Annotated in this window: 7 protein-coding genes and 1 pseudogene; 5 read left to right on the top strand and 3 right to left on the bottom strand. The window is 41.6% G+C overall.

Features of this window, described 5'->3' with window-relative positions; genetic code table 11:
* Positions 1-44: 44 nt before the first annotated feature.
* Complete coding sequence (locus BMI79_RS13665) at positions 45-518, top strand: hypothetical protein (protein ID WP_047461866.1); 474 nt, start codon at positions 45-47, stop codon at positions 516-518.
* Positions 519-1,287: 769 nt separating this feature from the next.
* On the top strand, positions 1,288-4,224 hold the full coding sequence (locus BMI79_RS13660) for a DEAD/DEAH box helicase (RefSeq protein WP_076942695.1): 2,937 nt from the start codon (positions 1,288-1,290) through the stop codon (positions 4,222-4,224).
* 372 nt (positions 4,225-4,596) lie between these two features.
* On the opposite strand, the gene BMI79_RS13655 is transcribed toward BMI79_RS13660, so the two are convergent.
* From BMI79_RS13655 to BMI79_RS13645, 3 genes are read right to left on the bottom strand one after another with little or no spacing between them, the layout of a single operon-like run.
* Positions 4,597-6,792 carry a DEAD/DEAH box helicase gene (locus tag BMI79_RS13655; protein ID WP_076942694.1) on the bottom strand — a complete coding sequence of 732 codons (2,196 nt, stop codon included), beginning with the start codon at positions 6,790-6,792 and terminating at the stop codon, positions 4,597-4,599.
* A complete protein-coding gene (locus tag BMI79_RS13650; protein ID WP_047461853.1) occupies positions 6,789-8,105 on the bottom strand; it encodes an ATP-binding protein in 1,317 nt (438 codons plus the stop codon). The genes BMI79_RS13655 and BMI79_RS13650 overlap by 4 nt, the downstream gene beginning before the upstream one ends.
* Positions 8,106-8,108: 3 nt before the next feature.
* Positions 8,109-10,418 carry a tellurite resistance TerB family protein gene (locus BMI79_RS13645; protein WP_076942693.1) on the bottom strand — a complete coding sequence of 770 codons (2,310 nt, stop codon included), beginning with the start codon at positions 10,416-10,418 and terminating at the stop codon, positions 8,109-8,111.
* Between the two features lie 809 nt (positions 10,419-11,227).
* On the opposite strand from BMI79_RS13645, the gene BMI79_RS13640 reads away from it, so the two are divergent.
* The 3 genes and pseudogenes from BMI79_RS13640 to BMI79_RS24265 form a co-directional block, all read left to right on the top strand.
* Positions 11,228-13,861 carry a hypothetical protein gene (locus tag BMI79_RS13640; RefSeq protein ID WP_076942692.1) on the top strand — a complete coding sequence of 878 codons (2,634 nt, stop codon included), beginning with the start codon at positions 11,228-11,230 and terminating at the stop codon, positions 13,859-13,861.
* On the top strand, positions 13,858-16,386 hold the full coding sequence (locus BMI79_RS23585; protein WP_076942691.1) for an amidohydrolase family protein: 2,529 nt from the start codon (positions 13,858-13,860) through the stop codon (positions 16,384-16,386). The genes BMI79_RS13640 and BMI79_RS23585 overlap by 4 nt, the downstream gene beginning before the upstream one ends.
* 460 nt (positions 16,387-16,846) lie before the next feature.
* A pseudogene (locus BMI79_RS24265) lies at positions 16,847-16,969 on the top strand (GTPase family protein); the annotation flags it as partial.
* Positions 16,970-17,095: the final 126 nt, after the last annotated feature.

Below are 17,095 nucleotides of genomic sequence, written 5' to 3'. Positions count from 1 at the left end.
ACGTATGCTTACAAACACTCGTATGCTAAATCAGGGGGATAATATTGTTTACCATTGAGACTGCACGTGAAGAGGCGAATAGGTTTCGAAAGATACTCGAAACATGTGATCCGTCAACAACCTACCTTGTACCTCACGGCTTCCCGGTAATGAGTTGCAAGCTTTGCTCAATGTTACTTTCCTTCCACTTTCTGCAATTATGGCCCGAACTGGAATTGAAAGGGGTCACTGGAGTCACCGGTAAAAATGGCGCAATAACTCACTTCTGGCTGGAAGTGGAAGATTACGTTATTGATATCACCGGAGATCAATACAACATCATCAACGCCAGTAAACTAAACGAAAATATCGTAAGAAACAGGCCCTTTATGCCTGTTCACGTCGCTAACCAAAAGGATAGCTATCTCTATAATTTATTTGAAATTAAAGGGAAAGAGCATTTGAGCTATGGCTTTCCGACAATCGGTGATGATTTCATCGATGAGATGGAATGTGATTATCGCCAGCTTGTCAGGTGATGGTGGAAATAGAATCAAGAAATAGATGCAGACCTGCGCTTTTATAATTTCCTGAGTAGCATCAATGTTTTTATTAGTTATTTGAGATGCCCTGGAGAAGAACTAGGACACATTAGGATATTTGCCGGAGTAACAGATAAGCCAAAACGTCTTCGGGAAAAGGTATGTGAGGCTTTGAGAATTGCATCAGAAAAACGTAGATAGGGAAAATTATGGAAAAGGGAAACGTATCCATACGTCAACAGAGAAGTACTGGTTCAGTCAGAAAAAGTAAATGACGCTTTATGTTTCCCCTGCTACAGCTGCTACGTGTAGCAGCTGTAGCAGGGGTCAGAGATAGATGAGTATGTTATTTATTTCAGCTCACGGGTCGCTCATATTTCATGCCTACTGGCGTTTCCTGATTCGACTGGCGTATCTGGCGTAAACCAGTACCAAGAATATTTACAGCGATTACCGTAATTTTGGCACAAGCCAGTGTTCACGCTTAGGCGGATTAGCCTGTTAATAGCACTCTGAGTGAGGTATTTATCCTCACTCAGAGTGCTATTAACATAATTGACACATTTCTCCGTGAAATTTCTGTAGTCTGCCTCGGTACCCTGCTACAACTTGCGACATGTAGCAGGTTGTAACAATCCCTACAAAATTAAGATATGTTTTTCGCTCAATTATAGGGTTCGTCACAATATACCTCTAAAAGAGGTATTAGCCTCATGGTAATATAGAGATCCGAATTCTTCCTTTGTCGTTAACCTAGGAAAAGTCTATGAGCGAAGTAGCTAATTATACGGATGTCTTTCAAAGTTGGCAGGATCACCGATTTAATTTCAGTCTTGCAGTACCCTTGACCAACACTCCGGGTCTACGTAAGCCCCAATTAGCTGCTATTTATGCAACGCTGGGGCATCTGGTGGTTGACCCTTCCTCCCCGGCAACGGTCGTAATGCCTACGGGTACAGGAAAAACTGACACAATGCTTGCCCTGCTCATTGCAGGCAAAATGTCTAGAACCTTAATTCTGGTTCCATCAGATGCTCTGAGGACTCAAATATCTGGTAAATGCGAAAAATTCGTAACACTTCGCACTGTGGGAGCCATATCTGATACGGCTTTAAACCCTGTAGTCGAAGTAATCAACTCGGGAATGTCTGAACAAGAAGTTCTTCAACTTGCTAAAGCAAATGTTATTGTAGCTACTCCGCAAGCCCTCCAACTATTCGATAAGGATGCACTGCAAGCTTTGGTAGGAATCTGTAGTCACCTTCTAATAGATGAAGCCCATCACGTTGCAGCAACAAGTTGGGGCCGTATCAAAAAATCTTTCAACGGGAAACCATGTATTCAGTTTACCGCAACTCCATTTCGAGAAGATGGTTTAGCATTAGAAGGAAAAATTATTTATAACTACCCTCTTCGCGATGCTCAAAATGATGGCTATTTCAAAAGCATCGAATTTCACCCAGTACGGGAATACAATTTAGATCGCTCTGACCAAGCTATAGCAGATCAGGCTGTAGAGCTATTGAGAAAAGATATACAAGCGGGCTATAACCATCTGATGTTAGTGCGGGCTAAATCACAAAAACGAGCTGAAGCCCTCTTCGAAATTTACAGGACTCATGCGGATCTTAACCCGGTATTAATACATAGCAAAGTTCCAAACCAAGCTAGAATTTTCGAAGAGATTGTCCTGAAAAAATACCGAATCATCGTTTGTGTGGACATGCTAGGGGAAGGTTTTGATTTGCCTGAACTTAAAATCGCCGCTATTCATGATCAGCACAGAAGCCCTGCAGTCACATTACAGTTTATTGGCCGGTTAACTAGGGTTGATAATTCTCTTGGGAACGCAAAATTTGTTGCCAACATTGCAAACCAAAAGACTGATCACCAAATGTCAGAGCTCTATAAAGAGAGTGCTGACTGGGGTTCTGTGATCCGGGATGTTAGTCAAGAAAAAGTTAGTAAGGAAATAGAAAAAGAGTCATTCAGTGGGCAGTTTTCAGATGAGAAAGACGCAGATACTATCTTTGGGTTGAATCCGAATCCAAAGATTAGTGCAACAGCCTATCATCTTTCCCCCAAGAACTGGATGCCAGAAAGAGCAAATGAAATGTCTGGCAACAGAGAGAAGCTGCAATATATTTCCATTAATGATGAAGCAGATACAGTCATCGTAGTAACAAAACGGGAAACACTTGTTGGATGGGCTCAAACTGAAGCTATTTTCGACACCAACTGGCTCTTATATCTGGCATTTTACAACAAACCCGAGAACACACTTTTTATTCACACATCGGGTGATGACATGCAGTCTAACCGATTCCTTAATTTAGTGGCTAAAGAACCTGTACGTATTAATGGTGAACCGACATTTCGCTCGCTCCACAATATTAAGTTAATGAAATTGCAAAACGTAGGCTTATCTCGTGCCCGAAAGGATCTCCGATTTACGATGCATGTAGGTCACGACATCAATCAAGTAATCAGTGAGATTGAAAAAGGTAGTGCAAAGAAATCCAACGTTTTTGCAACTGGTTTCGAACAAGGTGATAGAACTACAGTTGGTTGCTCGCACAAAGGTAAAATTTGGGAGATGAACTCATCACCAATTAATTATTGGGTCGAATGGTGTAAAAATATCTCTAAGAAACTTAATGATAAAACAATAGACCCAAGTGATTTATTGAAGAATGTCATGCGAGCAGAGAAAATTGAGCAAAAATGGCCTGATGGCCTTTTTTACTCAGACTGGCCTGAGTCCATAGCAATCGAGAATGAACAAAAAAGATCTCTTATTTTTCAGGGAGAGAGGTTCAACCTTCTTGATATTGTTCTGGGCAAGCCAAATTATGATGATGACCTAACTTTAAGTATTCCTGTGTACGTCGCAGATACAGATGGATTGGAACATCTAATTACAAAGATCAATATTAAGCTATTGGAAGATGGTTACAAAACACACTGCCCCGGTTTGAAAATTTCATTATCTCAAGAGGTTCCGTTAGATGAATACTTGGATAGCGAACCACTGGTGCTACTAAGTGTCGATGGGTCAATGCTTCTAGGTAATTATCGTTATTTCTCGCCCAACAGTGTAGATATAAAATTGCCAATCTCTCTACTTGAGGTATGGGATTGGGGGACAACTAAAATTCATCAGGAATCAATGCGTGCAGAAAAACGCTTTGATAGTGTACAGGGATTTACTTACAACAAGATTGCTGATGATTACAGTATAGTATTCAATGATGATGGTGCAGGTGAAATCGCCGATCTCGTTGCAATTCGTGAAAGTAAAAATGTCATTCATATTGATTTATTTCACTGCAAATATTGTTCCTTGACTGATGGAGTGGCTATACCAGGAGCCCGCGTGAACGATGTTTACGAAGTGTGTGGTCAGGCATCCAGATCTGTAAAATGGTTATATACGGGTGAGAAGTTTTTTGATCGTTTGATGGAGCGTTATCAAAAGTCGCTTCCAATCGGTTTTGATAGAATCCTAAAAGGACTCCCAGAACAACTCGAGATATTGCGAAATAAGTGTCATGATCACGAACTGGTTTTCAAGTTTGCTATAGTACAACCTGCTATTTCAGCTACAAAAATTTCTAGCGGTCAGTTAGCAGTGCTTGGAACGAGTTACTCATACATTAAAAGTATTTCCGGATCGGATATAAGAGTTATCGTTAGCCCTTAAACTTAAAAATATATTATATTTTGGGACTAAGTGGTCAGTTCCATCAGATCTGACCACTTAGTCCCAAAAGCTGACACTGTTCACATATTTAGAGTTAATTATTGAAACATTGCTCGCTTCCATTGATAATTTTCACAACATCAATAATATTGATGCTGAGAGTCTTTCTCTTAAATTTCAAAAGGAAAACTATCATGGGTCTAAAACCAGGTCCAAAGCCAATTGCTAAATCGACAGGAAAACCGGATCAACGTCGACGTGATAATAAAGATACACCTGGCAACACCCCGGGGTTGAAGCCTAGCAAATCAACAGGTAAATAAATTTAGGATATAGTTAACTTATTTAAACCCTAAATACAACATTATATTACTAAAGATTTTTTTGCAGCCAGATGCGTGTACCTGCTATATCATACGCCTTTTCCCCAAATCCCTTCGCAAGAAGGGACTCTGGTAAATAATCATCATATTTATCCAAGTACTTTTCTGGAACATCTGTAGCAAGATCAAATGCAGATGGCAAGCCTGACAACAGTATTTCTTTAAGCGCGTGCTGAACGGAAGCTACACTTGAATTATCGATTTCTATAACACCAGCAAACGAATTTGCTTTAAAACCACAGCGTAGGAGCAAGGCTGTAATCGTATTCACCACTTTATCCCCCATCCAGGGAATTACGTAACAGTGTTGACCGCTCGTAATAAAATATTCATTTTGCAGGTCATAACGCCGAAAGTTACTACAGCCTTCAGCAAATAGATTTCTGGCGGCAGAATCGGCATAATCTACTCTCTTGCTACCTATCGCTATGCGGTAATCACTTTCCTTATAGATAGCGAGCATTTCCTGACGTACGGCATCATGAACAGACATTCCTCCACCACTAAATTGTGGTGGCTGACCGCCTTTGGTCGCCTCTACATAGATAACTTTTTTCTCTGTCTCGATCTCTGTCACTTTCCAGCGCCGCCCACCGAAGATGATATGTTGGTCTGGTAGCAGTGGGGAGTCCACAGGCACTGTTCCAAGGGTTCTGTTTCCGGTGACAATGCGGAACTCTTCCGGTGTATTGAACACGGCATAAAACGTGTAATGGTTAGTCAGTTTCTCACCCTCTGCCCCAACAACCATTTCGCCGCTAGCAAGTTGAGTGAGCAGGCCACAGGTTCCCATATGTTTAAGCAGACTTTTGAAATCGTTTAAATCTACATTTCTAAACGGCCCTGTCTGGCATAGTTGTGACCAGAGCTGGTCGGCACGAACTCCGCCCCATTGTGCCGTAATAGCAAGAATCTGGTGCAACAGCGTGGAATAATGCATCTGTCGAGCATCTGCTGGTTCAAACCATTGTTTAGAGATCATCAATCTGATCATTGCCATCGACTGGACCAACTGCAGCCGTAGGTGGTCAACGATACTGCTAGTTACAGTAAGCTCATTTTCTGTAATTAGCATTCTTAGAACTGATGGGGAGTCGCGTCGCCCAGAACGTCCCATACGCTGACGTAGACTGGAAACAGAATGCGGAGGCGTAACTTGGATAACCGACTTAACCTTACCGATATCAATTCCCAACTCAAGCGTCATTGTACAAACAGCAGTTGTGGGCAAATTACCTTTCTGAAGACGAGATTCAAGCGCCTCACGTAATTCCTTGGCAAGGGAACCATGGTGGGGGAAAAATTCATTCGGAACAATTTGTTCCTCACACATGTCGCTCAGCGTTGCCGCAATACTTTCAGTGCGCTTTCGGCTGTTTGCAAAGACCAAATGAGAATCGCCACGGCAAAGTCTAAAAATGTCAGCGCAAACGTCATGTTCAACTGAACTCTGAAGTTCTTCCTCTTTTTGGATCACTCGCTCCAGGTACCCTTTGACCTGTACCTGAAGAGTGGCCGTGCTATTACTATCTGTAACAGTTACACAGGGGAGTCGTTTGTCCGGGCGCAACATTTCGGGCACTTTCTCCAGTTCCCCTAGCGTGGCACTCAACGCAACGCGGGGAATTGGATTTACCTGGCGTCCTAGCACATGGTCAATTCTATTGAGTAGAGAAAGCAGCTGTACACCACGCTCTGAGCCAATAAAAGCATGAAACTCATCAATAACGATGTATGCGACTGAAGAAAACGCCTGTTTGAGCCAGCCCATTGAGTTTATGAGCAAAGACTCAAGTGACTCAGGTGTAATCAGTAAAATGCCAGCAGGGTTTGTCCGAGCCTTCTTCTTTTTGCTTTGTGGCACATCCCCGTGCCAGGGAGTCACTGGCATTTCCAATGCATCTCCAAGGCTCTCAAGACGACGGTACTGATCGTTAATCAATGCCTTCAACGGACTGATATAGACGATGCCAAATCCATTAGTGAGATCTGCAACTGCCGAACAGGCAGGAAGAAAGAAAGCCTCTGTTTTACCCGCTGCTGTGCCTGCACTGATTAGCACGTCTCGATCACGGGCTAAAATTGCCGGGATAGAACTCTCCTGCAAGGGCCTTAATGTAGACCACCCCTGCTTGTAAACCCACTTACGGACGCGGGGATCGAGACTATCATAGGCACTGCTCATAGTTTGAAGTTCGCCAGTCCGTCATCGTCATCGCTTTCCTCTACAATGGCGTCATCCATATCGCTGGGCCTGTCCTCTTCAATCGCCACACCCTCGATTAGTGTTTGCCAATTCATCGTTCTGTTTTGTTCCAGCACGGCCAGCATGTCCAGGAAACCTTTTATGGTATTACGGGGGGTACGGAAGTAAGCATCTCCAATGGTTTTACTACAGTGATGCAGAAATCCAGTCAGTGCCTCATCTGGAATCAGATAATTCTCTGGATCTCCGCCTGCATAAACATGGCGAAGATTTCTCAGTAAAATATACAGTTCCTCAGGGGTGAGGCTGGCAAGATGCAAAGTAGGAGACGAGTAGTCAATCACTCCTGCTTTTTGCGCGAACCGATTTTCCGCCAGACGTGATTGGAGCGCCTCATAGCTGTAAAGACCTTTGCGCGGATCGAAAAGGAACTCTGGCGTCCCCCCGAGGATAAAACCAATGTTCTCGGCTGAGCCTTGCAGGCAGTCATTCAGGATCCGCAAAATCTGTTCGTAGTTCGCTGTTCTTGCTTGCGTATTATTCAGTTTAAAGAGGTTCACCATTTCGTCGAGGCTGACCAAAAGACCGGCATAGCCAGCCTGGCGGACAAAAAGGCTCATCAGCTTCAAAGAGTCATAGAATGAAGCGTCTGAGATAATAGTCCGAACGTCGAGATCGTGACGGGCATCAGTTTTAGTAGTGTACTCTCCACGCAACCAGCGAATGGCATTGGATTTTAGCGTTTCGTTATCCTGCTCATGCCCCCGCCAGAATGCATCAATGACCTTCGCAAAGTCATATCCACCGACCATATCTGATAGTGCTGCCAGGCGTTTATGAATAACAGATGAAACCTCGGAGCCGTCCGTGTCAGCTTCCTTCCTTGCCTCCGTAACGAACCTTTCAACAACGCTAAGTAACGCATTACCATCCGGCTTGTTTCTGGTGGACATGTTTTTCATGAGCTCAGAATAAAGATTACGAGCCTGACCTCCCGATGAGTGAATACGTCTGTCAGGAGAAAGGTCAGCACTGACTGACACCAACTTCTTCTCCAGCGCAATAGAGCGCACAACACTCATAAAGAACGTTTTACCAGAACCATATTCACCGATGATAAGTCTGAAGCTTGCACCACCGTCAGCAATCCTCTCAATATCCTGATGGAGAGCGGTGATCTCATTCACGCGGCCAACCTGGATATGCTGAATGCCTATCCTTGGCGTTACACCTGACTTAAGTGACTGAATAATAGCGTCGCGTTCTTTCACTCTTATACGTGTTACAGACATTCACTATCCCTCTAATTCTTTGGCAATTTCCAGGTCAACCCAGATATCATCATCGGTATCGTCCAGTACCGGAGCATCAACCACCGCATAGGACCAGTCATTGATCACCTCAAGCGCACCGCCGAGCATCAAGTTCAAATTTCCGCACAATTCTGTCGCCTCTTTCCGGGACCACTGTTCTTTCTCCAGCAAACTGCGATAAAGCTGGCTATGTGCGGAATCAAGGCCCCCCGCCTCCGTTAATGAGGCAGGTGCGCTTTCTGGCTCTTCCAGTTCTTCTTCGGTGAAAACTGTGTTCAGTAATTTACGAACATCATCCGTGGCAGATTCGTGTCGGGCAAGTACATTAGCATCCAGTGTGAACCCTGCCGTTGGCTGATCAGTTGGTACAGACGAGACGAGATCATGTTCAGTTGCAGAATGCTGATGGATATTGCTCGAGACAGATGAGGGATCCAGACCCAAACTTGAATAAATCTTCTCAAGCTGTTTAATTTCGGCAGGCGCTATTGTTCCATCTGAGCAGGCAACACTAACGATAACTTTACCCACAGCAGCCTTTTCCGCAGCCCCCATCAACTCAACCCTGCTTTTCATTCCCGTCATATTGGCTGGGGTATGAAGCTGCCACGTTAAGTACGCATGTAGAGAGCGCTTTTCATCATCGGTGAAGACAGGATTGTTGTTGATGGCATTCTCAAGCACTTTCTGTTCAGCTTGATCAAGGGAATCGTCAATCAAGGCGACCATCGCCCCTAATCTGAGCGTCATTACTGCTGAGATAAATTCAGGAGAAGGTGAGAAGCGTCCACCTTCGGCGGCAGGGAATAGAACAAGTGTCCCATCAACATCCGCCTTCACATGGTGATAATACGGGTCAGGTGCCAGACCGTAACCCATCTTCAGAGCAAAGGCCTGCATCAAGTCGGCCTCTTTTTTATTGATTTTAGTTGGACAGCTGGCATTCATATGTGCCCAAAAGTCAGCAACTGATACTCGCCCCTCTTTTTCGAGGATCGCCTCATCAGCCCAGCGTTTGAATGAGCTTAATATTTTTTCTGCGCTTTCATTAACGATCTCTGAAGGGAGCAACATAATTGCAGCCGTATCATTGACTGACGTACCTTTCCGGCCAAGGTAGCGACTGTAAGCATCAAGTTCATCTGTACATATGTCAGCAAGGGCCATAATTTTTTGGACAGGTCCCTTCAATGCACTTGGATCAGGCAGGTCAGGAACAGGAAGTCGGACAGCTCGCAAACTAGGACTTGCTGGTGTGTAATCTAACCTTAGGCGCGTTTTATTCGCCTTAACGACCATCCCTTCACCATATTTGAGGGTGTAACGCCGTTTGAAAAGCGCAGCAAACTCTTTAGCACAGCGGCGAGCCGGGGTACGCAGCGAATACTCGGTATGGTTTATTACCCAGTTCAATGCCAGTTCAGCTGATACAGGAACGCCTTCATGTACAGTTTTTGCCAGAGCCAGCTTAAATTGCATGCCGTTGCTGAAACCAGAATCGCTATCGAGCACAGTGGTTAAACCCAAGTCCGGACGCAGAATAGACATGGCTTCGAGCAATTGGGTCGAATATACACGGAAGGAGCGGTTCTCAATGAATACCGATCTTAACCGAGCGACTTCATTGAACAGGCTGCTGAACTCAGCATCAGGGAATTTTTGGTAAGTAGAATCTACAAGCGCTTTTCTTTCCAGACCGTAGAGGTATATAAAAACATAGCCTATAGGACACGATGGGTCGGACCTATCGCTGGCAAGCCAACTAACATACGCACCGCGTGCTTCAGGGGAAAGAGAGGAAAAACTGGGCCAGTATCCTAATGAACTGTCTTCGTAAAGATACGAAGTGGGTTGTATCTTACATGTATCATCAATTAATGATGCCTCACTTCCATCGTCATAATAGCCGCCTGACTCCTGACTAGAGGGCTTCATACGTTGTCCCACGTAAATATGGCCACCGCTAATTGTTACACCAGCTACAGTTATCATTTCACCCGGAAGTACCCAGCGAGCTAATGCACCTGCTGACTTTGAGGTGCTCTGGTAATGATTGGTTGTCACCCGAAGTTCAACACCCCGGCCGCCACTCAATGTAAAGGTTGCAAGGTTGTCATCTTCACTATCATCGTTTCGCACAACCGTCTCTTTTTTCTTGATGTCAGCGATCCATTCTTTTGGTGGCGCTTTGAAGGTCTTGGAAGTAGTTACCCCGGCGGTTTTGTTCTTTTTCTTTTTGAAAAACAACAAGTAAATGACATAAAGCGCAGCTAAAAATATCCATAACTCCATGAGCAATAACCTTAAAAAGGGCTTTTTACAAACACCGAAAATGGTGACAAGAAGCAGGGCAAGTGGATTAATCCCAAATAATACGTCTAAAATGCAAGGGTTAAAACAGAAATCCAACCAAAACTAATCCCTTGATTTAAAATAAAATAATAACTGGCTAAGCATGCTTAACCAAGAGGGGTCGGTTAAGATGTACGAATGTCTGTTGAGCTTTTAACCTCAGAATGGGGTATGTTGTTGCTGCGTTAACATGTCAGCAACTGCCGCATAGATACAGTGCTGAACAATGATGTTACAACAAAGACCAGAAGCCCTGACCTGCTTGAGTTAACTAAAAGGATAGAAGAAACAATTGCAAGCAGGGAAATCTGCACATGCAGACTACTTGTTGTAATCCCCGTTCAGTTTTCACAACATATCCCCCTCGACAATACAGCCGTAGCTATCATGCATGGACATAAAAGCCTGATCTGGTTGGTTCGATGTACAACACACATTCAAAGTGAAAAACTAAACTTTAGTTAATACCCAAGAAACAAAATATCCTCCAGTGCTCCAACCTCTAGTTGGCTTAAAAAGACATGAAAGCATGGCTCGTTACCTCGGTATAGAAGTTGATGATGTGTTTGAGATACCTGAATTGATAGAAATTTCAGAGTGCTGATGATAAAACAGTCCCCCTGTGCCGCTAGTAAACTTTGGTCGACGTGCGCTGTTCCTCTCGCTCATTTTTATGATTTGAGTTTTAGAGTGAAAAAGATAATATAGTACGGTATTAGAATATTTCAGTTATCATATTTGGGGATAAAATGGACGCTCAAGATACCACAATAGTAATAAATATTGATGAATGCAATAGCTATATGAAAATGGGTTCGGATGAACTGATACATCAAGATGTATATAAAAAATTAATATTTGACATCAAAAACACCATATTACAAACCAAAGAAAAAAACCCTCTTGGTGATAAATCGTCAGTACCAACCTTCCAAAATGAATACCCTCCAAGCAGTGGGTTGGTTTATTTTATTGATGGATCACGTGGTGCAGGTAAAACGACATTTTTGCGTACTGTGTATGAAAACTTACCCTTTGAATTATCTCAAAAAGATATAAACAGTACTTCCATTAGCATTTCAAAACTTGATTATATTGATCCCACTCGGCTGGAAGCATGTGAAAATTTATTATTGAACGTATTGAGAGCACTAAAGGTAGCTGTCGACAACAGTTATATGTCTCTAGATAATGAACCTCTCAAAAATAATTTTCGTCAAGCCTTCAAAAAATTAGCTGGTGGACTAAGCCTCTTTCGTAATGGTCATGACCAGTTAGCGCATCTTGATCCAGAATTATTTTTTGATAGAGGCCTTACCCAAGCAGAGGATAGTAGGTCGTTAAGGAAGTATTTTCATCAGGCCATAGATATTGCTTGTCATTTATTAAATACAGATACATTAATGCTAGCATTTGATGATGCAGATACTAACGCCCAACACGCATTCCCATTATTAGAATGCATACGAAACTATCTGGATAGCCCTCGCCTCCTTATATTGGTCACTGGCGATATGGAACTTTATTCACTCTTGGTCAGGGATGAGTTTTCACAACGACTTCCTTCAGTTGAAAATAAAAATAATTCCTGGAGAGAGGAACAGCGTTTAAGAATGCTTGATCATTTAGAAGATCAATACGTTTTGAAGTTATTCCCATTATCGCGCCGTCAACATTTAAAAACACTTAATAGACTTTTCGGTAAAATGTATGATGGCACCCATCCATCAAGCTATAAAATCTGCTCGTCTCGATGGAATGATGTAAAACGCGATCCTATAAAAGTCTTGGATGAAATTATTAGTCGTGGGTTACGTATAGCCTCTCAATCAGATATCGAGTTATTCAGAACGCATTTATTAAAGCAACCACTACGCTCAATATTACAAGTTTTGCAAGGTTGTGCCCCCCACCTATCAAAATCTGACGATGATATAAATAATACATGGAATCGTGACCTCTCTGATGCTTTAAGGGAATCATTAAGAGCAATGGCTCAGGGAAGTTTATACAAATACGGTGTAGTAGTTGACGATCTAACAGCTAATTATCTTCCCACACTGTCCAAAGCAGTCTTCGATTTATGCTGTCAGGATGGAGATGTTGATACCGCAGCCTATTTACGACCTCAGGCAAGTAATGATGACCTTAACAATTGCTATTTAGCCTTAGCTGCAGAAGTCGCTGGGCAATGCGCCGAGTCAGCATCAGCATCGATAAAATACATGTTGACAGGGCCAGGCAATGTTACGTTATGGGGAAAAGAAAAACGACGTATGTCGGACAATATGAATCAAGACTTGCTTTATAGGCAGTTTAGCCAGTATATGGCTATAGGTAGAAACGAAGATGCACTGAACTGGGCTAGACGTGCAACAGCAGTACTCGCAGCTAGACACCCTTCTCAAGCTAAAGCTCCTGTAATTGATTTTGGTATCATTGGTTTAAATAAAAGAGAACCTGATGAAGCAAGAGGAAAAGGCGAAGGCTTTAGTACTATAGATAGTATATTAAGTATCAATTACAGTAGAGAGAATAAAGCTTATCCAACTCTAGCATATAGCCTTTTAGATGTATCAAGTCAGAGCAGTCGCTGTTATTCTTCTATATATAATATACTTGGTTTAGTTGAACGTCTTTTTGGTGCTCGTTCTCATGAAGAGGTATCACGTCGGCTAAAAAGTACTTATCCACAACTTAGTATCAGCAGTCCAGACTGGGGTGGAAGCATCGATACAATGTCTTCTGAGGATAATCCACACACAGTTAGTGATGACACTGTAAAAGATAGCGACAATTCAGAGTTGGAGGGAGATTTAATTAACTCCATACTCGCATGGCAAGAATTAAATAAAGAATCTTTTAAAGAGTTTTCCCCATCCTCTGTTCTACTTGGAAAAATTTGGATAAGAATTTACTTTAGCCTTGAGAAGTCCTCAGATCGAATTCGCCCTGGTTTGCTCAGTGGCGGAAGAAATGTTGATGACATAATGGAAATCAATGCTGCATGTTTAATTAATGCTTTTTTAGTGGAAGAAGCTGATCACAATTTGCTAGATTATAGCATCTCACCTGATCGTACTAATCCGCTAACCTCGGCCTTTGATATACTCAAAAAGAAAAAAGATTTTCTGAAAAAAAATAAAAGCAGTCTCCCTCTTACAACTCTAATATCAAGTTGTCCGATTGTTCTTGGTCTTCTTAAAAAAGAATCAAGAATAATAATTAAAGAGGCCCTATCCCTAGATGATACGATAACAAATATTTCAAGTGCCGAATTACCTGTCAAAGCATTTATCGCTGGTCGATGGCGAAAAACCGAGGCAGAACCAAAATCCCGAGGAAGGACTAAAGCCAGTACCAAAATTGGAGATGGCGAATGACCGTTCGATCATTATCAACTTCTGCAAAGTTAGGGTGTGACTTACTGTCAAGTCATCGAATACTTACGATTATTGAAGAGAAATCATTTCATTTCCCATTAAATGAAGAAGAAATCAGAGAAGAGTTATATCTTACCCATCAACCTTGGGCGGCCAGAGAACCCGATCACGTTTTTAGTAGGGCTCTTGAAGCCTGGAAATTATACCACAAGCCAACGGATAGCTCTCCACTACAATCTGCTCTACGATTCATTGTGAAAGAGTTTATAACTTCTCGTCATGGTATTTTACGAGTTAAACTCCAAATGTTCGGCATTTGGCAGCAAGGCATATTAAGCCGAGTAAGTGGCATACCCATTCAAGCAGCTGCTTATCTTTGGCCTCAAAATGATTATTATCTAGATAAACTCCCCGCCCCCAATCAGTTCGCTGATATATCATCTTACAACAGATTAAATTCTTTACTATTGCCATTTGATCCTTTAATCGAAGAGTATTTTAACAAGGAAGGATTACATGAGACTCATTTGCATTTGAATGGAAGCACTCACGCCGAGCTTTGTTGGCTTCGTGCAATAACAGAACCAGAAAGAGAAATTACTGATTTCTGCAATAAATATAATGACACTGGAAGCAACTCATCACGTCTGAGAGAATTAGCCAGAGCTGTTCACCCTGATTTTTCCACATCCTTATTTCGAAAGCATATATATATAGCAAAACAACTTAGAAAATATTTAATCCCTGCAGCCTTTGGTTGTCTTTCCTCTAGTGAAGAGCTCCCAAAAAACTGTGAAGATGTATTTTCACTAGCATTACTAAGCCACGCCCCAAGCATATCACATAATGAACCAGAATATAATAACTTCATACTTTATGACAATGATAATATAGTTTCAGAAAGGTATTGGATTTTTCTCCTATTAAAAAGGCTAGACACTATACCTTCAGTCTCTTTGACGAACATGCTTCATTGTTATTTAATCTTGCAAAACCTTTATTACAGATTGCTTGTCCAAAGTGAAGAGCAGTACGGTTTTGATCAATTTCAAAAAATCACTTGGACAGATTTACGCGAACCAATTGAAAAAGATTATTTAGAACGATTCCAAAGTATGCATGGTTCATTACCTAATCATAGCCGAATTGTTTATTTGGAAGGACGATTTGCTCCTAAAGATAGCGAAAACAAGAACATATCAATCATCTATAATATTTTAAGTGGATACTGGAGATATTTGTATGACACTAAACCTGCAAGTGATCTTACTTTATTGCTAAGAGATTTTGAAAAAAAAATCAAAGAGCCGAACGCTAAAAATGGACGTTTTTTAAAATTAGCACTTGTTACTCACTTTATTAAACTGCCTGAATCTCGGTTTGATACCCCTTATAGACACTATACTTTACGAACTAAACTAACCAACCAAGTATATACCCTTAAAAATACGCTTGAACACTACCCATCCTTAAGGCTATGGGTTAGGGGTATTGATGCTGCTGCTAATGAGTTAGATGCTCCACCAGAAGTGTTTGCAAGCGTGTACCGTATGTGCCGACATTTTGGTATTACACATCGCAGTTACCATGCAGGAGAAGATTTCCATCATATATTATCAGGTATTCGGGCTATGTTTGATGCTTTAGAATTACTTGGACTATGTGAAGGAGATCGTATTGGCCATGGTACAGCAATGGGTATATCTCCTGAACTATGGTTAAAGAGAATGCCTAGAGGGGTATACATACGCAAAGATGACTGGTTACTTGATCTACTTTCCACTTGGCGTCTTCTAAAAATGACAGGAGAAACCGGGTTAGCATATAAACTAGAAGCTGAACTGACCGAACTTGGATCTGAATTATTTGGACAGCAAATAAATAGTATAACTTTAGAGCGAGTGATGAAGCTTAGAGGACTCAATATTGGATTTCTAGCAAAAGTCTTTACCTCTACTCCTCGGGATATAAAAAACTCTGTACTTCCAAAATCCGTAGACTCGGTCACACCACTGAGTGATTTAGAAATGATGGAAGCATTAAAGGTTGATGAGGCTGTCAGTTCCAATGTCAAGGACTGCAGACTTTTATGGGAATGGCTCAGTGACTCAGAAATACGTTCGCGAGGAAGTCAACTCACATTTGTTGATGCAGAATATATGTCAGCAGAGGAATATATAAAAGTACAACAGGCACTAATGATGATTATCAAGGATAGAAAAGTACTTATTGAAACATTGCCTTCAAGCAACGTTCGAATCAGCCAATATGAAAGTTTTGTTGAACATCATGTATTTAGATGGATGGGATTGCCAAATTATACACAGCCAGGCGACCCAGGAATAATGGTTACACTTGGTTCAGATGATCCTGGAATTTTTGCTGGTGATCTTGCTGGTGAGTTCTATCAGTTATATGCTGTTTTGCAGAGTTTAGGATTGAGTGATAAAAAAGCACTGCATTATATTTCAGAACTTAACGAACGTGGTAGAGAATATCGATTTCATGAATTCAAAATAGGTTGAATTTAATTTTCCAATTGAAATTTCAAGCATTAACATTCAGCTTTGTGATTATATCCAAGGCTGAATTCTCAATGCAACCCAATTAATATTGGAAAAAATATCGGTGTATATTATCAAGACGTATAAATAAGAATAAAAATTCACATTAGTTGACATCTAAATGTAACCATTGAAATTGATAACTCTATTCCCAATCAGTATGTCCGTACAGTTCATAGATTTAACACATCTACAAGGGTATAGACTGTCTACAGATTCATATTAAATATGCCGCATTGGACATTTTTAAATTTATTTTGATACAAATATGTTGTCTATGTATAAGGTTGCCCTCGTCTCATTCACATCTGATGCTGATATTAAAATTTTCTTCAGACATATATTATTCAACTGAACAGCTCTCATTTAATGACAGAACTTATTATTCTGCCGTTATTATTTTCATTTTAGAGGAGAAGTGATGAACAATTCTGAAGGTCTGCAGTCGCTGCAAAACTCTCTTTCCAGCTTACCGCAATGGGTGTCTGAACGTATTCTGCACCAAGTAAGCCAGTTAACCAACTATGTGCCAATGATCGGTATTTGATCTTACCCAGTAATAGTGGACACGGTATTAAGTGAGTAAACTCGTAACTCAGAGGTGACTCATGACTAAACCATCAGCAACGAAAAACAAGCCCCGCAAACAACACACGCCTGCCTTTCGGGA

Origin of the sequence: Serratia oryzae (genome assembly GCF_001976145.1) — a bacterium.
GTDB classification, from domain to species: Bacteria; Pseudomonadota; Gammaproteobacteria; order Enterobacterales; family Enterobacteriaceae; genus Chania; species Chania oryzae.
This window is presented reverse-complemented; position numbering and strand designations above follow the sequence as displayed.